General features: G+C 71.2%; 16 protein-coding genes. 13 read left to right on the top strand and 3 right to left on the bottom strand.

The window, feature by feature from the left end; translation table 11 throughout:
- Window positions 1-14: 14 nt before the first annotated feature.
- The 5 genes from purB to K206_RS0105915 all read left to right on the top strand — a co-directional run bounded on the left by purB (window position 15) and on the right by K206_RS0105915 (window position 4,828).
- The gene (purB, locus tag K206_RS0105930) at window positions 15-1,379 is read left to right on the top strand and encodes an adenylosuccinate lyase (protein ID WP_020201496.1); all 1,365 of its coding nucleotides are present in this window, start codon (window positions 15-17) and stop codon (window positions 1,377-1,379) included.
- A gap of 63 nt (window positions 1,380-1,442) precedes the next feature.
- The gene (locus K206_RS0105925; RefSeq protein ID WP_029043284.1) at window positions 1,443-2,432 is read left to right on the top strand and encodes a tripartite tricarboxylate transporter substrate binding protein; all 990 of its coding nucleotides are present in this window, start codon (window positions 1,443-1,445) and stop codon (window positions 2,430-2,432) included.
- 61 nt (window positions 2,433-2,493) lie between these two features.
- Complete coding sequence (locus K206_RS0105920) at window positions 2,494-3,603, top strand: mandelate racemase/muconate lactonizing enzyme family protein (protein ID WP_020201494.1); 1,110 nt, start codon at window positions 2,494-2,496, stop codon at window positions 3,601-3,603.
- Window positions 3,604-3,630: 27 nt separating this feature from the next.
- Window positions 3,631-3,759, top strand: a complete 129-nt coding sequence (locus tag K206_RS44610; protein ID WP_155887966.1) for a hypothetical protein — start codon at window positions 3,631-3,633, stop codon at window positions 3,757-3,759.
- Window positions 3,760-3,766: 7 nt separating this feature from the next.
- Window positions 3,767-4,828 carry an alpha/beta fold hydrolase gene (locus tag K206_RS0105915; protein ID WP_020201493.1) on the top strand — a complete coding sequence of 354 codons (1,062 nt, stop codon included), beginning with the start codon at window positions 3,767-3,769 and terminating at the stop codon, window positions 4,826-4,828.
- Between the two features lie 117 nt (window positions 4,829-4,945).
- On the opposite strand, the gene K206_RS37585 is transcribed toward K206_RS0105915, so the two are convergent.
- Window positions 4,946-6,739, bottom strand: a complete 1,794-nt coding sequence (locus K206_RS37585; protein ID WP_020201492.1) for an IlvD/Edd family dehydratase — start codon at window positions 6,737-6,739, stop codon at window positions 4,946-4,948.
- Between the two features lie 177 nt (window positions 6,740-6,916).
- A complete protein-coding gene (locus K206_RS0105905) occupies window positions 6,917-7,606 on the bottom strand; it encodes a GntR family transcriptional regulator (RefSeq protein WP_020201491.1) in 690 nt (229 codons plus the stop codon).
- A 318-nt stretch (window positions 7,607-7,924) separates the two neighbouring features.
- On the opposite strand from K206_RS0105905, the gene K206_RS0105900 reads away from it, so the two are divergent.
- The 7 genes from K206_RS0105900 to K206_RS0105870 all read left to right on the top strand — a co-directional run bounded on the left by K206_RS0105900 (window position 7,925) and on the right by K206_RS0105870 (window position 19,523).
- Complete coding sequence (locus K206_RS0105900; protein WP_020201490.1) at window positions 7,925-9,370, top strand: NAD-dependent succinate-semialdehyde dehydrogenase; 1,446 nt, start codon at window positions 7,925-7,927, stop codon at window positions 9,368-9,370.
- 293 nt (window positions 9,371-9,663) lie between these two features.
- Window positions 9,664-10,617 carry a tripartite tricarboxylate transporter substrate binding protein gene (locus K206_RS0105895; RefSeq protein ID WP_020423690.1) on the top strand — a complete coding sequence of 318 codons (954 nt, stop codon included), beginning with the start codon at window positions 9,664-9,666 and terminating at the stop codon, window positions 10,615-10,617.
- 1 nt (window position 10,618) lies between these two features.
- Window positions 10,619-11,398, top strand: a complete 780-nt coding sequence (locus K206_RS0105890) for an HpcH/HpaI aldolase/citrate lyase family protein (RefSeq protein WP_029043283.1) — start codon at window positions 10,619-10,621, stop codon at window positions 11,396-11,398.
- A gap of 12 nt (window positions 11,399-11,410) precedes the next feature.
- Window positions 11,411-13,150: an L-arabinonate dehydratase gene (araD, locus tag K206_RS0105885; RefSeq protein ID WP_020201487.1), complete on the top strand. Its 1,740-nt coding sequence runs from the start codon at window positions 11,411-11,413 to the stop codon at window positions 13,148-13,150.
- Between the two features lie 260 nt (window positions 13,151-13,410).
- Complete coding sequence (gene imuA, locus K206_RS0105880; protein WP_155887965.1) at window positions 13,411-14,316, top strand: translesion DNA synthesis-associated protein ImuA; 906 nt, start codon at window positions 13,411-13,413, stop codon at window positions 14,314-14,316.
- Window positions 14,249-15,802 (top strand): DNA polymerase Y family protein, encoded by a 1,554-nt coding sequence (locus tag K206_RS0105875; protein WP_020201485.1) that lies wholly within the window; start codon window positions 14,249-14,251, stop codon window positions 15,800-15,802. Before imuA ends, K206_RS0105875 begins: the two co-directional genes overlap by 68 nt.
- A gap of 160 nt (window positions 15,803-15,962) precedes the next feature.
- A complete protein-coding gene (locus tag K206_RS0105870) occupies window positions 15,963-19,523 on the top strand; it encodes an error-prone DNA polymerase (protein ID WP_020201484.1) in 3,561 nt (1,186 codons plus the stop codon).
- 122 nt (window positions 19,524-19,645) lie between these two features.
- Here the strand turns inward: K206_RS0105870 and K206_RS37580 are convergent, their stop codons facing one another.
- A complete protein-coding gene (locus tag K206_RS37580) occupies window positions 19,646-19,897 on the bottom strand; it encodes a hypothetical protein (protein ID WP_020201483.1) in 252 nt (83 codons plus the stop codon).
- Window positions 19,898-20,332: 435 nt separating this feature from the next.
- Here K206_RS37580 and K206_RS0105860 point away from each other — a divergent pair.
- Window positions 20,333-22,179, top strand: a 1,847-nt coding sequence (locus K206_RS0105860; protein WP_231401561.1) for a methyl-accepting chemotaxis protein, incomplete at its 3' end; no start/stop codon positions are given.

Raw genomic sequence — 22,179 nt, 5'->3', positions numbered from 1 at the left:
AAAGGCTTCCCGCCATGACAAGCAGCGTGTTCGACCAGCCGCTCCAGCAGCACATGTGGAGTACCGATGAAATGCGCGCGGTATTCTCGGAAGAGAACCGCGTGCAGAAGTGGTTCGACTTCGAGGCCGCGCTGGCGGCCGCGCAGGCGGAGCTCGGCATGATTCCCGCGGCCGCGGCCGCCGAGATCGGCGCGAAGGCGCGCGTGGCGGACATCGACCTGCCCGCGCTGGCCGCCGAGACGCGCCGCGTGAAGCACCCGCTGGTGCCGGCGGTGCGCGCGCTGCAGCGCCAGTGCGCGGGCGGGCTGGGCGAGTTCGTGCATTTCGGGCCGACCTCGCAGGACGTCTACGACACCGGCATGATGCTCCAGGTGCGGCAGGCCCACGCCATCCTGATGCGGGACCTGACCGCGGTGTCGCGCGAGCTGTACCGGCTGGCCGACGAGCACAAGCACACGCCGATGGCCGGGCGCACGCACGGCGTGCAGGCCCTGCCGATCACGTTCGGCCACAAGTGCGCGATCTGGCTGTCGGAGCTGGGCCGCCACCACGAGCGCATGCGCGCGCTGGAGCCGCGCACCTTCGTCGGTCAGATGGTGGGCGCGGTGGGCACGCAGGCGTCGTTCGGCGAGCAGGCCGGTGCGCTGGAGGCGCGCCTGATGGCGCGCCTCGGGCTGGGCGTGGCGCCGATCAGCTGGCAGCCGGCGCGCGACCGCCTGGGCGAGTACGTGAGCGTGCTCGGCCTGATCGGCGCCTCGCTGGGCAAGATCGCCAACGAGATCATGAACCTGGAGGGCGACGAGACCGGCGAGCTGGCCGAGCCGTTCAGTGAGGGCAAGGTCGGTTCCTCCACCATGCCGCACAAGCGCAACCCGGCCGTGGTGGAAACCGTGGTCACGCTCAGCCGCGCGATCCGCTACAGCGTGGCGATGATGCACGACGCGCAGATGGCCGAGCACGAGCGCGACGTGGCCGCGGTGCGCATGGAGTGGAAGGCGGTGCCGGAGGCCTGCATGATGGCCGCGGCGATGCTGCAGATGATGCAGTACGCGCTGTCCGGCCTCACCGTGAACGCCGCGCGCATGCGCGCCAACCTCGACCTGCTGGGCGGCTTCCTGATGTCGGAGCGCGTGATGTTCGCGCTGGCCGACAAGGTCGGCAAGCAGAGCGCGCACGAGCTGGTCTACGCCGCCGCCATGCAGGGCATGGAGGGCGGCATCACCTTCGAGCAGGCGCTGTCGCGCGACCCGGCGATCCGCGCCGCGCTGGAGCCGGCCGCGCTCAAGGCGCTGCTCGATCCCGCCACCTACGTCGGCCAGGCGCCGCGCATCGTCGAGCGCTTCCTGGCCGAGACCCGGGCCAGCGGCTGGCTCGGCTGACGGCGCGCGCCGCATCCAGACGACACATAACAAACACACGTCACACAGACAGGAGACACAACCATGAACCGGATTGCCAGGATATCGAGACGCATGGCCGCGCTGGCGCTGCTGTGCACGGGCGCCGCGCTGGCGGCCCCCGCGCAGGCCGACGGCTACCCGAACCACCCCGTGCGGCTGGTGGTGCCCTATCCGGTGGGCGGCGGCGGCGACACCGTGGCGCGCCCGCTGACGATGTACATGTCGGAACACATGGGCCAGCGCATCATCGTGGACAACCGCGGCGGCGCCAACGGCAACATCGGCATGGACCTGGTGGCCAAGTCCGATCCGGACGGCTATACGCTGGCGCTGGCGCTGACCTCGCAGCTTGCCGTCAACCCGAGCCTGTACCGCCACCTGTCGTATGACCCGGTCAAGGATTTCGAGCCGGTCTCGCTGCTGGCCTCGGCGCCGTATTTCCTGGTGGTCAATCCCTCCGTGCCGGCCAAGACCCTGGCCGAGTTCATCAAGCTGGTCAAGGCGAACCCGGGCAAGTACACCTATGGCTCGTCCGGCAACGGCAGCGGGCCGCACCTGTCGATGGAGCTGCTCAAGTCGATGGCCGGGCTCAACCTCGTGCACGTGCCGTACAAGGGCACGGGGCCGGCCATGCCGGCGCTGCTGGCCGGGGAGGTCAGCGCGATGTTCGCCAGCTACGGCGTGGCGTCGCAGCAGATCAAGGCCGGCAAGCTGCGCGTGCTGGCGGTGTCCACCGCGCAGCGCGCGGCCTCCATGCCCGACGTGCCGACCATCGCCGAGGCCGGCGTGCCCGGCTACGAGTCCAACGTGTGGTACGCGCTGCTGGCGCCGCGCGGCACGCCGCGGCCCATCATCGACAAGCTCAGCGCGGAGATCGCCGAGCTGATCAAGAGCTCGGACCTGCGCAAGCGCTTCATGTTCGACGGCATCGTGCCGGTGGGCTCCACGCCCGAGGCGCTGGGCGCCTACATCCAGTCCGAGAGCGTCAAGTGGTCGGCCATCGTCAAGCGCTCGGGCGCGACGATCGACTGAGCCTTGCCGCTCCGACATTCCTTCATACGAAAACATAGCCAGGATCAAAGGAATTCCAACAATGAAGATCGAACGCGTAGAGGCCATCGCCGTCCGCATCCCGCTCAACAAGGTGTTTTCCGGCAGCTCGTACAAGGTCGACAGCCGCGCCACGGTGATCACCCGCATCCACACCAGTTCCGGGCTGGTGAGCGAGGTCTACAACGGCGACCCGCGCGAGCACGGCCCCGAGATCGCGCGCATGATCGAGCAGGACATGGCGCCGCTGCTGATCGGCGAATCGGTGCATGCCAGCGAGCGCATCTGGGAAAAGCTGTTCCGCCTGACCATCCGCGCGGCCGACCGGCCGCTGGTGATGAACGCCATCGCCTGCGTCGATTCGGCGGTGTGGGACCTGGCCGGCAAGGCGCTCGGCATCAATGTGTGCCGGCTGATGGGCGGCTACCGCCAGGAACTGCCCATCATCGCCATCGCCGGCTATTACCTGCCCGGCAAGACGCCGGCCGATCTCGCCGGGGAGATGGCGTGGCTGCGCTCGGTGGGCATGGCCGGCTGCAAGGTCAAGGTGGGCGGCGCGACGCCCGAGGTGGACGCCGAGCGCGTGAAGTACGCGCGCGAAGGCGGCGGCGACGACTTCCTGCTGGCGGTGGACGCCAACCGCGGCTGGAGCGTGGAGGAAGCCACGCGCTTCGCCCGCCTCGTCGAGCGCTACGACATCGCGTGGTTCGAGGAGCCGTGCCACTGGCACGACGACGTGCGCGGCATGGCCGAGGTGCGGCGCGCCACCTCGATCCCCATCAACGCGGGCCAGAGCGAGGTCAGTGCGGCGGGCGTGCGCCGCCTGCTCGACGCCGGCGCGGTGGACATCGTCAACTTCGACGCCTCGGAGGGCGGCGGCATCACCGAATGGCGCCGCGCGGCGGCGGCCTGCGCGCTGGCCGGCGTGCGCATGGCGCACCACGAGGAGCCGCAGATCGCCTCGCACATGCTCGGCGCGCTGCCGCACGGCATCTGCGTGGAGTGCTTCCCGGACCCGGACCGCGATCCGATCTTCCCCGGCATGTGGGCCAACCCGCCGCACATCAAGGACGGCATCATGGCGATCCCGCAAGGCCCGGGCTTCGGCATCGAGCTGGACTGGGACATGGTCAAGCGGTACCGCATCAACTGAACCATCGGGCGGCCGGCGGGCGATGTCATGCTGTGGGACAATCGCCGCGTGATGCACAAGACCACCACGCGGGAGCTGCCCGCCGCCATGCGCCACGCCATCTGTCGCATCACCGCGATGGGCGGGCGGCCGCCCTGGCAGCTCCCATGTCCATGAATCTCCCATGTCCATGAGCGAGTCCACCAGCCAGACGCCATTCCCGATGTCATCCGTTGCCAGCGCGGCGGGTATTGCCACGTTCGACAGCCTGCCGCTGGACGGCGGCGGCGCGCTCTCGCCGGTGCGCCTGGCGTGGTCGCGCTACGGGCCGGAGCCCGCGCAAGCGCGTTCGGTGGTGCTGCTGCTGCACGGCATTTCAGGCAGCCATCACGCGCTGCCGCCCGCCAGCGGCCCGGCCTATCCCGATGCCGGCTGGGCCAGCGCCTGGCTGGGGCCGGACGCGCTTCTCGACACGCGGCAGACCTGCGTGCTGGTGCCCAACGCGCTGGGCTCCTGCTTCGGCAGCAGCGGCCCGGCCGATTCTCCTGCCGCGTCTGCTACATCTGCCACGTCTGCCGCGGATTTCCCGCCGGTTTCCATCGCGGACACGGTGCGCCTGCAGGGGCTGTGGCTGCGCTCGCTCGGCGTGGCGCGCCTGGACGCCGTGCTCGGTTTTTCCTATGGCGGATACCAGGCGTTCCAGTGGGCGGTGGCCGGACCCGTGCCGGCGGCGCGGGTGGTGGTGCTGGCCTCGGCGCCGCGCGGCAACGGCACCGCGCAGGATGTGACCCAGCTGCGCCAGCTCGCCGCCGCGCTCGACGCGGGCGTGCCGGCCGCACGCGAAGCCTGGGTCGCCATGCGGCGCGCGACCTTGCAGCGCTACGGCTACGCCGCGTGGCTCGCCGACCGTCAGCCGCATGACATGAACGCCGTGGAAGCCCGCCTGCAGGACGAGGCCGAAGCCTGGGCCGCGCGCTTTTCGCCGTGGTCGCTGGCGGCCCTGCGCGATGCCGCCCGCCGCTTCGATGCGAGCGTGGCGCTGGCGGCGGCGCCCATGCCGGTCCACTGGCTGCGCTGTACCTCCGACGTATTGTTTCCCCCCGACGACGATGCCGCGGCAGCGGCGGCCCGCGCGGACTATCCGGCCTCCGTCGTGCGCACCACCGTGCACGGGCGCTACGGACATCTGTCGCCGTTGCTGGAAGCGGAGGCCTGGCAGGCGCCGCTGCGTCTGGCATTGCGGTAGCGCCGGCCCGGCGGGCAAGCGCTGCCGCGCGCGGCGCGGCGCGCGGGTTGTGTCGCCGCGCTTGGCATGACTGGCCGCGCCCTGGGCGCGGCCTTGTTCATTTGTGCCCGGCCCGGGTCATTCCTGGTCCGGCGCATCCGCTGCATCCACCGCATGGCCCGGCACGCGGCCGATCATCTCGGTAGCGCGCAGGAACGCGAAATCGCAGCCTTTGTCGGCCTGCGTGATCTGCTCGAGGAACAGCTTGCGGTAGCCGCGCAGGGGGGCCGCCGGCGCCGCCGGCGCGGGCGGCGCCAGCGCCTCGCGGCGGCGCGCGAGTTCTTGGTCCGATACCAGCAGCGCGATGCTGCGCGCCGATACGCTCAGGCGGATGCGGTCGCCGCTGCGCACCAGCGCGAGCGGCCCGCCGAGCGCCGCCTCGGGCGTGACGTGCAGCACGATGGTGCCGGCCGCGGTGCCGCTCATGCGGCCGTCGGAGATGCGCACCATGTCCTTGACGCCGGCGCTGGCCAGCTTCTTGGGAATGGGCAGGTAGCCGGCCTCGGGCATGCCCGGCGCGCCGGCCGGGCCGATGTGCTTGAGCACCAGGATGTCGTCGGCGTGGACGTCGAGCTCGGGGTCGTCGATGCGGCTGGCGAGATCCGCCGAATCCTCGAACACCACGGCGCGGCCTTCGTGCTCCATCAGTTCCGGGTTGGCGGCGGACTGCTTGATGATGGCGCCGCCGGGCGCGAGGTTGCCGCGCAGGAAGGCGATGCCGCCGGCCGGGTAGATCGGGTCGGCGATGGGCCGCACCACGGTCTGCGGGAACGGCCGGAACGCATCGATCTCCTCGCCGAGCGTGCGGCCGGTGACGGTCAGCGCGTCGAGATGCAGCAGCGGGCGCAGCTCGCGCAGCACCGCGGGCATGCCGCCGGCGAAATGCAGGTCTTCCATGTAGTGCTGGCCGGATGGTTTGAGATCGACCAGCACCGGCGTCTCGCGGCTCATGCGGTCGAAGGCGTCGAGGTCCACCTCGAAGCCCATGCGGCCGGCGATGGCGGTCAGGTGGATGATGCCGTTGGTCGAGCCGCCGATGGCGAGCAGCACGCGCAGGGCGTTCTCGAACGCCTTGGCGGTGAGGATGCGGTCCGGCGTGAGGCCCGTGCGCGCGATCTCGACGGCCTGCCTGCCGCTGAGCTCGGCGATGCGGATGCGGTCGGAGGTGACGGCCGGCGGCGAGGCGCCGCCCGGCATGACGATGCCGAGCGCCTCGCCCAGGCACGCCATCGTGCTGGCCGTGCCCATCACCGAGCAGGTGCCGACGCTGGCCACCAGCTTGCCGTTGACCTCGGTGATCTCCTGCTCGTCGATCTCCTGGGCGCGGAAGCGCCCCCAGTAGCGGCGGCAGTCGGTGCACGCGCCCACGCGCTCGCCGCGATGGCCGCCGGTCAGCATCGAGCCGGTGATGAGCTGCACCATCGGGATGTTGGCCGAGGCCGCGCCCATCAGCTGCGCCGGCACGGTCTTGTCGCAGCCGCCGATCAGCACCACCGCGTCCATCGGCTGCGCGCGGATCATTTCCTCGGTGTCCATCGACATGAGGTTGCGCAGGTACATGCTGGTGGGCGCGGAAAAGCTCTCGGCGATCGAGATGGTGGGGAAGTCGATCGCCAGCCCGCCGGCCATCATCACGCCGCGCTTGACCGCCTCGATCAGTTGCGGCGCGTTGCCGTGGCACGGGTTGTAGCCGCTGCCGGTGTTGACCACGCCGACGATGGTGCGGTCGAGCGCCTCGTCGGTGTAGCCGGCGCCCTTGATGAACGCCTTGCGCAGGAACAGGGAGAAGCCGGTGTCACCGTAGTTGGTGAGGCCCTTGCGAAGGCCGCGCGGCAGGACGACGGTGGTGCCGTCCTTGGGAGTCTGAGGCATGGTGAACGCTCTCCGGATAATTATCAATAATACTATTGACGGATTCTGGCACGAACGCCGGGGCTTGTCGAGCGGAGATCGCCGGGGAGCGGAAGAGGGTGAGGGCTGGCGCGGCCAGCCGGCGTGGCCGGCGTGTGTGGCCGGCGTGGTGTCAGGGGCGCGTGGCGCCGCGCGGTTTCAGGCGCCGGCGAACAGATGCCGGTTCAGCGCAAGGTAGGCGTCGCGCGACGGCGCGAGGTGATTGCGGCACAACGTGACGAGGTCGTCGCGGCGCCCTTCGCGCAGGGCGTCGATGATGGCCCAGTGTTCGTCGCGCGCGCGCGCGCGGTAGGCCGGGTCGACCAGCGAGCTGAAGCGGATCGGGTGCGTCTGGCGCGCGTATTCCTGGATCGCGCGCTGCAGCGTGGCGTTCTCGCAGAAGCCGAACAGCGTCTCGTGAAAGTGCTGGTTGCTGCGGAACACCGCGCGCGGGTCGTTCGCGGCGACGGCGGCATCGTGCTCGCGCTGGATCTCGATGAGGCGCTGCAGGCCTTCCTCGGGCAGCGGGCAGGGCAGGATGCGCGCGGCCTCGCTCTCGAGCAGCTCGCGCAACTGGTACAGCTCGGCCACTTCGCGCGCGCTGAACGCGCGCACCTCGCAGCCGATGTTCTTGCGGCGCTCGACCAGCCCGAGGCGGGCCAGCTCGGAGAGCGTCTCGCGCGCGGCGTGCCGCTTGAGGTCGAAGCGGCGCATCAGGTCGTCTTCGATCAGCCGTTCGCGCGGATGCAGCCGGCCGAGCACGATGTCCTCTTCCAGTTCGCACACGGCGGCGGGAACGTCGAAGGGTTTGCTGGCGGATTCGATATGGCGGTTTTGCGCGACGGACATGAATGGATCGTAAGTAAGACGGGACAGGGCGCGGCGCCGCGCGCCGCGTCGCACGCCTTCCCGCAGGGACGTGGATCGCGGCAATTCTACATGCGCCCCGGAGAGAGGTTACGCGGGGCCGCGGCGGGCGGTCAATGCGGCGCGGCGACTTCGTCCATATTAATATCAATACTATTATTGACAATATGGTTGGGGCGTCCCAGAATCGCGGCACGGACGCCCCGCGTCCTCTGCACCCCGCCAGACCCGACCGGATGTCTTGCCAGGCATGAGCCTGCCGCGGCGCATCCCCGTCCCAACGATCCACAGAGAGGCATCATGTACAAGACACCCACACACTTCATCGACGGGGCCGAGGTCCTGGCCGCGGCTGCCGATGCCCCCGCCATTCCGGTCATCGATCCCGCCACCGAGACGCTGCTCGGCACCGTGGCCGGCGCCGGCGAGGCGGAGGTCGGCGCCGCGCTGCGGGCCGCGCAGCGCGGCCTGGAGCGCTGGAGCGGGACGGCGCCGTGGGCGCGCTCCGACGTGCTGCGGGAGGTCGGCCGCCTGATGCGCGAGCGCCAGGAGGAACTGGCGCGCCTGCTGACGCTGGAAGTCGGCAAGACGCTGGCCGAGGCGCGCGCCGAGGTGGCGGTCTCCGCCGAGCATTTCGAGTGGTGCGCGGACGAGGCCCGGCGCCTCTACGGCCTGGTGCTGGGCGGGCGCACGGCGGCCAGCCGGCTGGAGGTGCGCTACGAGCCGGTGGGTGTCGTGCTGGCGCTGACGGCGTGGAATTTCCCGGTCAACCTGGCCGCGCGCAAGCTGGCGATGGCGCTGGCGGCCGGCTGCGCGGTCATCGTGCGGCCGGCCGAGGAAGCGCCGGGCAGCGTGGCCGCGCTGGTGCGGTGCTGCCACGACGCGGGCGTGCCCGCGGGCGCGGTCAACCTGCTGATCGGCACGCCCGACGACGTGGTCGCGCCGCTGATGGCCGCGCCGGCGGTGCGCAAGATCAGCTTCACCGGCTCGACCCGCGTCGGCCAGCTGCTGATCCGCCAGAGCGCGGATACCGTCAAGCGCCTGACGATGGAGCTGGGCGGGCATGCGCCGTTCATCGTCCTCGACGATGCCGACGTCGAGGCCGCGGCGGCGGCCGCGGTGCAGGCCAAGTTCCGCAACGCCGGCCAGGTGTGCGTGTCGCCGGGCCGCTTCTTCGTCGCGCGTCCGGTGATGGCGGCCTTCGAGGCCGCGGTGGTGGCCCGCGCCCGGCGCCTGCGCGTCGGCAACGGCCAGCAGGAGAACATCGACATGGGGCCGCTGGCCACCGAGCGGCAGCGGGTGCGCACCGAGCGGCTGGTGCGCGATGCGCTGTCCCGCGGCGCGCGGCTGCTGTGCGGCGGGCGGCGTCCGCCCGAGCTGGTCCGCGGCTATTTCTACGAACCCACGGTGCTGGCCGACGTGCCGGACGACGCCGAGATCCTCCACGAGGAGCCGTTCGCGCCGGTGATGGCGATCGTTCCCGTCGACGATGCCGACGAGGCCATCGCGCGCGCGAACGCGCTGGAGGCGGGGCTGGCCGCCTATCTGTACACGCGCTCGGCCGAGGCCGCGGACCGCGTGGCGAACGCGCTCGAGTCCGGCATGGTGGGCGTGAACACCACGGCGGTGGCCACGCCGGAGGCGCCGTTCGGTGGCATCAAGCAAAGCGGTTTCGGCCGCGAGGGCGGCGAGATCGGCGTGCGGGAATACCTGAACACCAAGTTCGTGCACCGGTACGCGGCGTAGGGCGACATAAGGCGGCATGGGGCGGTGTAGAGCGGCATAGGGCGGCACAAGAGCGCCACAAGCTCGCCCAAGGTCCGCCACAGGAGCGGCATCGGGCGCCGCCGCTTCCGGCCTTGCCGGGCCGCTGCGCAACGACCTTCTTTTTCCCCGCGGTATGTGCTACCCGCCCCGGCGCGACCCCGCCGGGCAGGCCAGGCTGTCGGCCCGTTGAATTATCGATTAGATTATTGACAATCCATGAGGGCACACCTAGACTTTCCGTGCTCACCTATAAAAACCATCCGGAGACATTCATGAAGCGCTTATTGGCCTGCGTGGCCATGCTGTGGGCCACCGTGGCCGCGGCCCAGTATCCCGACAAGCCGGTCAGGCTGGTGGTGCCGTTCGCGCCCGGCGGCAACATCGACTTCATCGCCCGCACCCTGCAATCGAAGCTGTCCGAATACCTGGGCGTGTCGGTGGTGATCGACAACCGGCCCGGCGCGGGCGGCATCCTCGGCGCCGCCTACGCGGCCCGCCAGCCGGCGGACGGTTACACGCTGCTGCTGGCCAATACCGGCGTCATCGTGATCTATCCGGCCATCTACAAGCAGCTTTCGTATGATCCGCTGAAGGATTTCGTGCCGGTGGCCCGCGCCACCACCAACGAGCTCGTGGCCGTGGTCAACCCCGGCGTGCCCGCGCGCGACCTGAAGGAATTCATTGCCTACAGCAAGTCGAGCGGCGGCAAGATCAGCGCGGCCGTGGCCGGCGTCGGCTCGTCGCAGCATTTCGCCATGGAGATGGTCAAGCGCAGCGCCGGCGTCGACATGCTGATGGTGCCGTACAAGGCCAGCGTGCCCGCGCTCAACGACGTGCTCGGCGGGCAGGTCCAGTTCATGGTCGACGCGCCGCCCGTGGTGCAGTCGTTCGTCCAGACCGGCCGCCTGCGCGCGCTGGCCGTCACCGGCAGCAAGCGGCTGGCCACGCTGCCCAACGTGCCGACCTTCACCGAGGCCGGCCTGCCGGGCATCGATGCCACCGGTTTCCAGGGCTTCCTCGCGCCGGCGGGCACGCCCGACGCGATCGTCAACACGGTGTCGCGCGCGGTGCTCAAGGCGCTGCAGCAGCCCGAGGTGGTCCAGCAACTGCGCGGCCAGGGGCTGGAGCCCGCGGGCATGGACGCCAGGGCATTCAATGCCTTCGTGCACACCGAAGCGCCCAAGTGGGCAAATCTCGCCAAAGCCGCCAACATCAAGGCCGACTGACATGAAAACACCTGAAACCCTGCGACCGAACCGCTTCAAGGAAGGCTTGCGCGAGGGGCGCAAGCAGCCCGGCCTGTGGCTCACGCTCGAAAGCCCCCACGTCACCGAGGTGGTGGCCGGCTCCGGCTACGACTGGCTGCTGCTCGACATGGAGCACGCCTGCGTCGACGTCTCCCAGGTCGTCGACCACCTGCGCGCCGCGCAGGGCGGCACGGCGGAACTGGTGGTGCGCATCCCGGCCAACGAGCCGGTCGTGTTCAAGCGCCTGCTCGACGCCGGCATCCGCTCGTTCATGGTGCCGTTCGTGCAGTCCGCCGAGGAAGCGCGGCAGGCCGTGGCCGCCACGCGCTACCCGCCGCACGGCATCCGCGGCGTGAGCGGCAACATGCGCGCCAACGGCTTCTCGCGCATCAAGGACTACGGCCAGCGCTACGCCGAGGCGCAGTGCATCGTGGTGCAGATCGAATCGCCGGCGGCCGCCGCGGCCGTGCGCGAGATCGGCGCGGTCGACGGCGTGGACGGCCTGTTCGTCGGCCCCAACGACCTGGCCGCCAACATGGGGCTGTACGGCCAGCCGGGCGCGCCCGAGGTGACGGCGGCGATCGCGCGCATCCTGGCCGACATCCGCGCGGCCGGCAAGGCGCCGGGCATCCTCAACTTCAACCCCGCGCAGGCGCGCGAGCTGCTGGCGCAGGGCTACGACTTCGTCGCGGTGGGCTCCGACCTGTCGATCCTGGCGCGGCGCAGCGAAGCCCTGCTCGCGGAAATCACCGCCGCCTGAGAGCCATTCCCCATGAGCAGAAAGCGAATTGAACTGTCCCAGCTGCGCAGCCAGCGCTGGTTCGGCGCGGCCGGCCAGCCCGGCAACCACAAGTCGTACCGCACCAAGCAGATGGGCTACACCAGCGAGGACTTCCAGGGCAAGCCGGTCATCGGCATCCTCAGCACGTGGTCGGACCTCAACAGTTGCCACACGCATTTCCCGCAGCGCATCGAGGAGGTCAAGCGCGGCGTCTGGCAGGCCGGCGGCTTCCCGGTGGTGATGCCGACGCTGAGCGTGGGCGAGACCTACGTGCGCCCCAGCACGCTGATCTACCGCAACCTGCTGGCGATGGACGCGGAAGAGATCCTGCGCTCGCACCCGATCGACGGCGCCGTGCTGCTGGGCGGCTGCGACAAGACCACGCCCGGGCTGCTGATGGCGGCCGCATCGATGAATATCCCGGCCATCTTCGTGCCCGCCGGCGCGATGCTGCGCGGGCACTGGCGCGGCCAGCAGATGCTGGGCACCGGCTCCAGCACCTGGCAGGCCCTGGCCGACTACCGCGCCGGCAAGCTCGACGAAAAATCGTGGCGGCAGGTCGGCGAGGGCACGGCGCGCTCGCCGGGCACCTGCAACACGATGGGCACCGCCTCGACCATGACCAGCATGGCCGACGCGCTGGGGCTGACCCTGCCGGGCGCCAGCTCGATCCCCGCGGTCGACGCCACGCATTCGCAGATGGCGTCGATGTCCGGGCGCCGCATCGTCGAGATGGTGTGGGAAGACCTGCGGCCGAAGGACATCGTCACGCGCCAGAGCTTCCTGAACGCCGTGGTCACGGACATGGCGCTGTCGGGCTCGACCAACTCCCTCATCCACCTCGTGGCGATGGCGCGCCGCCTCGGCGTCGAACTGTCGCTCGACGATTTCTCGCGCGCCAGCGAGACGGTGCCGGTGCTGTGCAACCTGCAGCCCAGCGGCACCTACCTGATGGAGGACCTGTTCTACGCGGGCGGGCTGCTGGCGCTGCTCAAGCGCATCGCCGGGCACCTCGACCTGTCCTGCCAGACCGTCACCGGCCGCACGCTGGGCGAGAACATCGAGCAGGCCGAGGTCTACAACGACGACGTCATCCGCACCGAGGAAAACCCGGTCTACGGGGCCGGCGGGCTGGTGGTGCTGCGCGGCAACCTGGCGCCGCGCGGCGCGGTGCTCAAGCGCGCCGCGGCCGACCCACGCCTGCTCCAGCACACCGGCCCGGCCGTGGTGTTCCGCAACTTCCAGGACATGCTCGCGCGCGTGGACGACCCCGACCTCGCCGTGACCGCGGACAGCGTGCTGGTGCTGCAGGACAGCGGCCCGACCGGCGCGCCCGGCATGCCGGAATGGGGCATGCTGCCGATCCCCAAGAAGCTGCTGGCGGCCGGCGTGCGCGACATGGTGCGGATCTCCGACGCGCGCATGAGCGGCACCAGCTACGGCACCTGCGTCCTGCACGTCTGCCCGGAAAGCCGCGTGGGCGGGTTGCTGGGGCTGGTGCGCGACGGCGACCTGGTGCGCCTCGACACCGAAGGCCGCCGGCTCGACCTGCTGGTGGACGAGGCCGAGATCGAAGCGCGGCGCAAGGCCTGGGTCGCGCCGCCGCCGCACTACGAGCGCGGCTTCGGCCTGCTGCACATCGAGCACGTGCTGCAGGCGGACGAAGGCTGCGACCTCGATTTCCTCGCCAGGCAGGGCAACGTGCCCGATCCGGAAGCGCGCTTCTCGTAGCGCAAATCGGGCCGGGACACCGTTGCCGCGATGCCCGCGGCGGCTGTGTCCCGGCCGCCTTCTCGTCACGATCCCGCCGCCGTCCCGCCGCCGTCCCGCCACGGGGCGGCGATCCCGGCACTCCCTGCATCTCCCCCTTGCGTCCGCCGCGATACTGTATAAACATACAGTATTCGGAGATTCCGCCTATCCCGCCTTGTCCCACCTTATCCCGCCGCCTTGCCGCGCGGATAAGGCCGTCACAAGGTCGCAAGCATCACATGAGTTCCCTCGTTTCCTCCGGCTCGCACGCGCCGCCCGTTGATCCACCCGTGCCGCCCGTGGTCCAGCCCGCCGAGGCTGGCCGCCAGGCGGCGCTGGAGGCGCTCGCGCAGCGCCATCCCGGCCTGTGGCGCGCCGGGCAGCTCGGCCGCGCGGGGCAGGCGGGCAGCGTGCCGGCGCTGGAGACCGGCCATGCGGCGCTGTCGGCCGAATTGCCGGGCGGCGGCTGGCCGCTGGGGGCGCTGACCGAGCTGCTGCTGGCCGAGCCCGGCGTGGGCGAGCTGCGCCTGCTGCGCCCGGCACTGGCCGCGCTGGCGGCGGCGCCGCGGCGCCTGGCGCTGGTGGGGCCGCCGCACCTGCCGAACGCGGCGTGCCTGGCCGGCTGGGGGCTGCCGGCGCGGCAGGTGTTCTGGGTGCGCGCGCCGGCCGGCGCCGGCAAGGCCGCGGCGCAGGCCGACCTGCTGTGGGCGGCCGAGCAGGTGCTGCGCAGCCAGGCCTTCGGCGGGGTCGTGGTGTGGCTGCCCGCGGCGCGGCCCGAGGCGCTGCGCCGCCTGCAGGTGCTGGCGCAGGCGGGCGACGCGGTGGCGTGGGCCGTGCGCCCGGCCAGCGTGCTGCGCGAGTCGTCGCCGGCGGTGCTGCGCCTGCTGCTGGCGCCGGCGCCGGGCAATGCGGTGTCGATCACCTTCCACAAGCGGCGCGGCCCGGTGCGCGAGCAGCCGCTGGTGCTGCCGCTCGACGAGATGGCGGCGGTGCCGGGCCGCCCGTCCGCGCCGCGGCCCGCGCCTGCGGAGGCGCCGTTGCCGCGGGTTTCACAGGCCGTTGCGGGAGAGCAAGACCATGTCGTACTGGATCGCGGTGCATCTGCCGCGCCTGTCGCTGGACGCGCTGCAGCCGAACTGGCCTGAGCCGGACGCTGCCGCCGCGGTCCCCGGCGTGCTGCATCACGGCGTGCCGGTGGCGGTGATGGAGCGCGAGCGCGTGGTGCTGGCCAATACCCCGGCGGTGGCGCTGGGCGTGCAGGCCGGCATGCGGCGCGGCGGGGTGCAGGCCCTGTCGGCGCAGGTGGTGCAACTGGAGCGCGAGCCGGCGGCGGAGGCGCAGCTGATGACGGCGCTGGCGCTGGCGCTGCTGCATTTCTCGCCGCACGTGAGCCTGCATCCGGAGCCCGACGCGGCCACGGTGATGATCGACGCGGGCGCCAGCGTGCGGCTGTTCGGCGGGCATCGCGCGCTGTGCCGCGCGGTGTATGCGCGGGTGCGCCGGCTGGGCGTGTTCCTTCAACTGGGCTGCGCGCCGACCGCCTTCGGCGCGGCGTGGCTGGCGGCGCAGCCGTTCCGGCGCGACCGGCACGGCCGCATGGTGCGCCCGGCGCGGCGCGCGCTGCGTCCGGCGCGCATGGCGCGGCTGCTGGACCGCCTGCCGGTGGCCATGCTGCGCAACGTGGCCGACGAAGGCTGGCTCGACGGCATCGGCTGCCGCACCGTGGGCGAGGTGCGCGGCCTGCCGCGCGCGGGTTTGCAGCGCCGCCTCGGCGCGGACGTGCTGGCGCGGCTGGACCAGGCCTATGGCGAGGTGCCGGTGCGCTTCGCCTGGTTCGCCGCGCCGCCCGAGTTCGCGCAGCGCATGGAGCTGCCGGGCCGCACCGAATCGGTCCAGGGCGTGATGGCCGGCGCGCAGCGCCTGCTGCTGGCGCTGGGCGGCTGGCTGGCGGTGCGGCAGGCCGGCGTGACGCGCCTGGCGCTGCGGCTCGAGCATGAGCGCTACCGCCTGGGCTGCGAGACCCCGGCCACGCCGGTGACGGTAAGCCTGGCCGAGCCCAGCCGCGACCCGGCGCACTTGTGCCGGCTGCTGCAGGAGCGCCTGGACAAGGTGCAGTTCACCGTGCCGGCGGTGGGGCTGCTGCTGGTGGTGGAGGCCATGCAGGAATGCCTGCCGCGCAGCGAGGCGCTGTTTCCCGAGCCGGGCGGCACGCCGGCCGGGCTGGGCCGCCTGCTCGACACCTTGATGGCGCGCCTGGGCCGCGAGAACGTGCTGCAGCCCCTGCCGCTGGCGGACCACCGGCCCGAGCGCGCCAGCCGCTGGTGCCCGGTGGACGAGATGCCCGCGCGCGCGCCGGCGGCACCCGCGCAGGCCTGGCCCGCGCGCCCGCCGTGGCTGCTGGCGCAGCCGCTGCCGCTGGCCGTGCAGCGCCACCGGCCCTGCCACGGCGGGCCGCTGGTGCTGCTGTCGCGGCCCGAGCGCATCGAGTCTGGCTGGTGGGACGACGCGCTCGCCACGCGCGACTATTTCGTCGCCGAGCGCGCCGACGGCCTGCGCTGCTGGGTCTACCGCCAGCGCCCGGGGCGCGAGGAGGGCGGCGAATACCGCTGGTTCCTGCACGGGCTGTTCTGAGCCGGCCGCACCGAGCGCGCCCGCGCCGCGCGCCATCCGGCCCGGTCCGGTTGCATCCCGCTCCGTCTTGCCCGGCTTCGTTTCGCTTGGCTTCGTCCGGCTCCATCCGGCTTCACCTGGTTCGACCTGGCCTCACCCTGTTTCATATCCGTCTTCGATCATGTCCAGCCTGCCCGCCGCGCCTTCGTTTTCCGCCCTGCCGCCCGCGCTCTCGGCGCTGCTGCCGGCCTTGCCCGATTACGTGGAGCTGCACTGCATCTCGAACTTCACCTTCCTCGAAGGCGCCTCGCATCCGGTCGAGCTGATCGAGCGCGCGTTCGCGCTGGGTTATGGCGGCCTCGCGCTCACCGACGAATGCTCGGTGGCCGGCACGGCGCGCGCGCACCACGCGCTCAAGGACCTGCGCGAGCGCGCCAGCGCCGCGCTCGCGCGCAGCGCGGCGCGGCTGGCCGCCGGCCTCGACGCGGGCGAGGAAGACGACGAAGACGAGGACGACCTCGAAGCCCTGGCCGCGGAGGAGGCGGAAGACGGCGAAGGCCACGACCCCGGCGCGCAGGACGTCCTGCTGCAAGCCGCCGGCCCCGGCGAGGCCGCCGAGGCCCGCCTGCGGCGCCATGAAGAACTCTCCGCCATCGCCGCCGCCGCGCAGGCCTTCCGCCTGCTGATCGGCAGCCGCTTCACGCTGACCGGCCAGGATGGCAAGGACGGCCAGAACGATGAGCCGGCCCTGCGCCTGGTGCTGCTGGCGCAGGACCGCGAAGGCTTCGGCAATCTCTGCGAGTTCATCACGCTGGGCCGCCGGCGCGCGGAGAAGGGCGCTTACCGCCTGCGCCCGGAGGACATCGCCGCGCCCGCAGCGGAACACGCGCACCTGCGCGGCATGCCCCGCTGCGTGGCGCTGCTGTTGCCCGCGTACTGCCCCGAGCCGCAAGCGCTGCTGCGGCAGGCGCGCTGGATGCGGCAGGTCTTCGGCGAGCGCGCCTGGATCGCGCTCGAGCAACTGCAGGGCCATGCCGACGCGCTGCACCGGCAGCGGCTGGAGGACGCCGCGGCGCAGGCCGGCGTGCCGCTGGCCGCGGCGGGCGCCGTGACCATGCACGTGCGCTCGCGCAAGCCGCTGTCCGACGTGCTCAGCGCGATCCGCACCGGGCAGACGCTGGCCGAGTGCGGCATGGCGCTGGCGCCCAATGCCGAGCAGCACCTGCGCATGCGCCAGCGGCTGTCGCGGCTCTACCCGCGCGAGGCGCTGGCGCAGACGCTGCGCATTGCCGCCATGTGCGATTTCTCGCTGGACACGCTGCGCTACGAATATCCGGAGGAACTGGTGCCCGCCGGCCTGACGCCGTTCAGCTACCTGTACAGCGAGACCATGAAGGGCAAGGCGATACGGTTTCCCGACGGCCTCGATCCCAGGTGGGACAAGCAGCTGGCGGACGAGCTCGGCCTGATCCGGGAGAAAGGCTACGAGTCGTTCTTCCTCACCGTGCACGACATCGTGCGCTTCGCGCGCAGCAAGGACATCCTGTGCCAGGGGCGCGGCTCGGCGGCCAACTCGCTGGTCTGCTATTGCCTGTTCATCACCGAGGTCCATCCGGCCGACGCCAACATGCTGTTCGGCCGCTTCCTCTCGCGCGAGCGCGACGAGGCGCCCGACATCGACGTCGACTTCGAGCACCAGCGGCGCGAAGAGGTCATCCAGTACATCTACGGGAAATACGGCCGCGACCGCGCCGCGCTGGCCGCCTCGCTGATCACCTACCGCTCGCGCAGCGCGCTGCGCGACGTGGGCCGCGCGCTCGGCATCGACGCCAGCGTGATCGAGCAGGTGGTCAAGGGGCAGGCGTGGTGGGACGGCCCGCGCGGCTTCATCGAGCGCATCTCGCAATACGGGCTGGACCCGGAGTCGCTGGCGGTGCGCCAGTGGGCCAGTCTGACCATGCAGTTGCGCGGCTTTCCGCGCCATCTGTCGCAGCACGTCGGCGGCTTCGTGATCGCGCGGGACAAGCTGTCGCGGCTGGTGCCGATCGAGAACGCGGCGATGGCGGAGCGCAGCGTGATCCAGTGGGACAAGGACGACCTCGAATCGCTCGGCCTGCTCAAGGTGGACGTGCTGGCGCTGGGCATGCTGTCGGCGATCCGGCGCGCGCTGGCAATGATCCCGGGGCCGTCCGGCGGGCCGATGCGCATGGCGGAGATTCCCCGCGAGGACGGCAAGACCTACGACATGATCTGCGCGGCCGACACCATCGGCGTGTTCCAGGTGGAGTCGCGCGCGCAGCAGTCGATGCTGCCGCGCCTGCGGCCGCGCAGCTTCTACGACCTGGTGGTGGAGGTGGCCATCGTGCGGCCCGGCCCGATCCAGGGCGGCATGGTGCATCCCTTCCTCAAGCGGCGCGAAGTGGTGCGGCGCACCGGCAAGCAGCCCGTGTACCACGACAAGATCATCCAGAACGTGCTGGGCCGCACGCTGGGCGTGCCGATCTTCCAGGAGCAGGTCATGCAGCTGGCCATCGACGCGGCCGGCTTCACGCCCGGCGAGGCCGACCATCTGCGCCGCTCGATGGCGGCGTGGCGGCGCAAGGGCGACCTGCGCAAGTACCAGGACAAGCTGGTCAGGGGGCTGACCGCCAACAAGTATCCCGAGTCCTTCGCGCTGGCCATCTGCCGGCAGATCGAAGGCTTCGGCGAGTACGGCTTCCCGGAAAGCCACGCCGCCAGCTTCGCCAAGCTGGTCTACCTCAGCGCGTGGATCAAGTGCCACCATCCGGCCGCCTTCCTGTGCGCGCTGCTCAACAGCCAGCCGATGGGCTTCTACTCGCCCTCGCAATTGGTGCAGGATGCGCGCCGCCACGGCGTGCGCACGCTGCCGGCGGACGTCACGGTGAGCGGCTGGGAAAGCACGCTCGAAGCGGATGCGGATGGGAGCGCGGAGGTGGGAGCAAATATGGACGCGGACATGGACACGGAAGCAGGCACACAAGCAGGCACGCAAGCGGGCAGCGCCAGCCCGGCCGTGCGGCTCGGCCTCGACCGCGTGAAAGGCATGAGCAAGGACGTGGCGCTGCGCATCGAGGCGGCGCGCGCCGGGCGGCCCTTCGCCAGCGTGGAAGACCTGGTGCTGCGCGCCTGCCTGGACCGCCACGACATCGACGCGCTGGCCGCCGCCGATGCGCTGTCCGCGCTCGCCGGGCATCGCCGCCAGGCGCGCTGGCAGGCCCGCGCCGCCGCGCTGCAGGCGGCCCACCGCGACCTGCTCTACGCGGCGCCGCCGGCCGAGAGTGCGCTTGCCTTGCCCGCGCCGCGCCTGGGCGAAGACGTGGCCGCCGACTACGCCAGCACGGGCCTGTCATTGAAGTCGCATCCGCTGGCGCTGCTGCGCCCGCGCCTGGCGGCCATGAAATTCGCCACCGCGCGGCAGCTTGCGCAGTGCGGCAACGGCCGGCGCGTGCGCGCCTGCGGCATCGTCACCGTGCGCCAGCGGCCCGCCACCGCCAGCGGCACCATCTTCGTCTCGATCGAGGACGAGACCGGCGCCGTCAACGTGATCCTGTGGCCGGACCTGATCGAGCGCCAGCGCAAGGAAGTGCTGGGCGCCACCATGCTGGGCGTGATCGGCACCTGGCAGCGGCAGGGCGAGGTCAGGCACCTGGTGGCGCAGCAATTGGTGGACCTCAGCCCGCTGCTGGGCCGCCTGATGGTGATGAGCCGGGATTTTCACTGAGCGGCGCTTGCTGCGCGCCCGCTTGCCTGCTTGTCTGCCTGCCTGCTGCGTTTGCCCGCGCGGGCGGCGGTGCGCGCCGCCCGTCCGCGCGCATGCCGGTGGAAGTGCCGGCATGCCGCGTGCTACAGCGCCTGCGTGCCTTGCGCCCGCGCCTGCCACTGTGCCTGGCGCGGTACCTCGTCCCGCCAGCCCACCGCCTTCAGCACGGCGAAGCCATGTGCCGTGACGCGCGGGCAGCGATGCCCGCCCGTGCAATCCTCGAGCGACACCAGGCCGCGCTCGACCAGGGTGTCCAGATCGACGGGGTCGAGTTCCAGGCAGTCCTGCGCATCGCGGACCAGCAGCAAGGTGGCAAATTCATGGGGACTCAGCATCGGTGACTCCTGGGTAGGGTAGCCCGCGCTCGCAGGCCTTCGAGGACAAAACTGCTGACCAAAAGACAGCATTGCCGCGAATAGGTTCAAGGTCTTTCGTGCCTCCCGGCGTGCCTCCTGGCCGGTGCATCGCACCGGCTTCGCTTGGCTTCGTTGTACGTTTTCTTTGCGTCCGTTTTGTGTCCGCTTTGTTGGCCCTTTGCTGACCTTCTTGCCATCCTGCCGCCGGCTTACCCGTTTCCCGCGTCCTTTGCCCAATCGGTCCCTTCCCGCCAGCGCTTGCCGGCGCCCGCTTTGCGGGCATGCCGCACCGCGCCTGTGCCGTTCTCGCCCCGTCGTTGTGCGGCGAAAAAATAAGCTGTCATCAAGGCCTTCAGGATGCCGGCGCGCAGCCGATACAAGCCGCATGCGAGTATTTTCCCAAGGATTTTCGTGGTGTCTTTTCTTTCCCCCGCAGTGCGCCTGATGGCGCGCCTGAACATCATCCGCAAGCTCGCCTTGCTGGCCGTCCTGTTTCTGATCCCGCTGTGCGGCGCGCTCTACGCGGTACTGAGCATGTCGCTGCAGTCCGTCGGCGCCGCGCGCGACGAACTGCGCGGCCTCGTGATCGTCGACCGCGCGCTCGATTTCATGCGCGAGACGCAGGTCAGGCGCGGCGCGGCCAACGCCGTGCTGGCGGGCAATGCCGCCTTCCGCGCCACCTTCGACGCCGCCGATGCCAAGGCGGCGGCACACCTCGCGCAACTCAGGCAGGACGCCGCCGCGAGCAGCGGCTTCGATGTGGTGCCCGATGCGGAAAAGCTCGCGCAGGCGTGGCAGGCCATGCATGAATCGGGCCTGAAAGGCACCGCCGCGCCGCTGTTCGAGCAGCACAGCGCGCTGGTCAAGCAGACCCGCCTGTTCATCGGCGACGTGGCCGACCGTTCCTCGCTCGCGCTGGACCCCGATGCCGGCTCCTACTACCTGATCAACCTGCTGGTCGGGCCCATGCCGAAGCTGGCCGAGCTCAGCGCGCTGGCGCGCGGCCGCGGCGCGGCCATCATCACCCAGGGCGGCTATTCCGACGCGGCGCAGCAAGCCGACCTGGCGGCGCTGGCCGAGCAGATTCATGACGGGCTGGAATCAGTGCGGCGCGACATCGGCCGCGTCCTGCGCGCCGCGCCCGATTACCGCGAGCGCGTGGACGCGGCGCAGGCGAAGCTGTCGGCGATGGATGCCTTCCACGGCACGCTCAGGGACAAGATGCTCGGCACCGGCGGCATTTCCATCGACGCCAAGGCGTACTTCGACAACGCCAGCGCCGCCATCGAGGCGGTGTCCTCGGTCAACAAGGAATTCTCGGACATCACGCACGCCATGCTGGCGCGGCGCATCGCCGCCGAGACCCGCCAGCTCGAAATGCTCGGCGGCGTGGCGCTGCTGGCCGTGGGCGCGGCGCTCTACCTGTTCGCCGGTTTCGCCGCCGGCATGCGCGGCGACGTGCGCGAGGTGGCGGGGATGGTCGAGCGCATCAATGCCGGCGACCTGGCCGTGCACGCGGAAGCGCGCGGCAAGGACGAGCTCAGCGAGGTCAAGCGTCACCTGCTGTCGCTGGTGCGGACCTGGCGCGTGCTGATCGGCGACACCAAGGCCGGCGCGCAGAACGTGCTGGCCGCCGCGGGAGAGATCGCGCAGGGCAACCTCGACCTGTCCCAGCGCACCGAGGAGCAGGCTTCCTCGCTGGAGCAGACCGCCGCCAGCATGGAGCAGCTCACCGCAGCGGTGCAGCAGAACGCCAGCAGCGCCGACCAGGCCAGCGTGCTGGCCGGCGAGGCGCGCGAGATCGCGCAGACCGGCGGCGCCTCGGTGGGGCGCGTGCTGCAGACCATGAGCGAGATCGAGGGCGACTCCCGGCGCATCGTCGAGATCATCGCGGTGATCGACGGGATCGCCTTCCAGACCAATATCCTCGCGCTCAACGCCGCGGTGGAAGCGGCGCGCGCCGGCGAATACGGGCGCGGCTTCGCGGTGGTGGCCACCGAGGTGCGCAGCCTGGCCCAGCGCGCCGCCAGCTCGGCCAAGGAGATCCGCACGCTGATCTCGCAATCGGTGCAGCGCGTGGAGGCGGGTTCCACGCTGGCCGGCGACGCCGCCGAGACGATGGACGACATCGTCGGCGCGGTCGGGCGCGTCACCACCATGATGGACGAGATCAGCCGGGCCTCGCGCGAGCAGAGCAACGGCATCGCCCAGGTCAACCAGGCGGTGGCGCAGATGGATCAGGTCACGCAGCAGAACGCCGC

The sequence above is a fragment of the Cupriavidus sp. WS genome, assembly GCF_000395345.1.
Lineage (GTDB): Bacteria > Pseudomonadota > Gammaproteobacteria > Burkholderiales > Burkholderiaceae > Cupriavidus > Cupriavidus basilensis_B.
This window is presented reverse-complemented; position numbering and strand designations above follow the sequence as displayed.

Excerpts from the sequence above, each read along its gene's own strand:
- purB (WP_020201496.1), top strand. The coding sequence starts at position 15 with ATGACAAGCAGCGTGTTCGACCAGCCGCTCCAGCAGCACATGTGGAGT.
- K206_RS0105925 (WP_029043284.1), top strand. The coding sequence starts at position 1,443 with ATGAACCGGATTGCCAGGATATCGAGACGCATGGCCGCGCTGGCGCTG.
- K206_RS0105920 (WP_020201494.1), top strand. The coding sequence starts at position 2,494 with ATGAAGATCGAACGCGTAGAGGCCATCGCCGTCCGCATCCCGCTCAAC.
- K206_RS44610 (WP_155887966.1), top strand. The coding sequence starts at position 3,631 with ATGCTGTGGGACAATCGCCGCGTGATGCACAAGACCACCACGCGGGAG.
- K206_RS0105915 (WP_020201493.1), top strand. The coding sequence starts at position 3,767 with ATGTCCATGAGCGAGTCCACCAGCCAGACGCCATTCCCGATGTCATCC.
- K206_RS37585 (WP_020201492.1), bottom strand. The coding sequence starts at position 6,739 with ATGCCTCAGACTCCCAAGGACGGCACCACCGTCGTCCTGCCGCGCGGC.
- K206_RS0105905 (WP_020201491.1), bottom strand. The coding sequence starts at position 7,606 with ATGTCCGTCGCGCAAAACCGCCATATCGAATCCGCCAGCAAACCCTTC.
- K206_RS0105900 (WP_020201490.1), top strand. The coding sequence starts at position 7,925 with ATGTACAAGACACCCACACACTTCATCGACGGGGCCGAGGTCCTGGCC.
- K206_RS0105895 (WP_020423690.1), top strand. The coding sequence starts at position 9,664 with ATGAAGCGCTTATTGGCCTGCGTGGCCATGCTGTGGGCCACCGTGGCC.
- K206_RS0105890 (WP_029043283.1), top strand. The coding sequence starts at position 10,619 with ATGAAAACACCTGAAACCCTGCGACCGAACCGCTTCAAGGAAGGCTTG.
- araD (WP_020201487.1), top strand. The coding sequence starts at position 11,411 with ATGAGCAGAAAGCGAATTGAACTGTCCCAGCTGCGCAGCCAGCGCTGG.
- imuA (WP_155887965.1), top strand. The coding sequence starts at position 13,411 with ATGAGTTCCCTCGTTTCCTCCGGCTCGCACGCGCCGCCCGTTGATCCA.
- K206_RS0105875 (WP_020201485.1), top strand. The coding sequence starts at position 14,249 with ATGTCGTACTGGATCGCGGTGCATCTGCCGCGCCTGTCGCTGGACGCG.
- K206_RS0105870 (WP_020201484.1), top strand. The coding sequence starts at position 15,963 with ATGTCCAGCCTGCCCGCCGCGCCTTCGTTTTCCGCCCTGCCGCCCGCG.
- K206_RS37580 (WP_020201483.1), bottom strand. The coding sequence starts at position 19,897 with ATGCTGAGTCCCCATGAATTTGCCACCTTGCTGCTGGTCCGCGATGCG.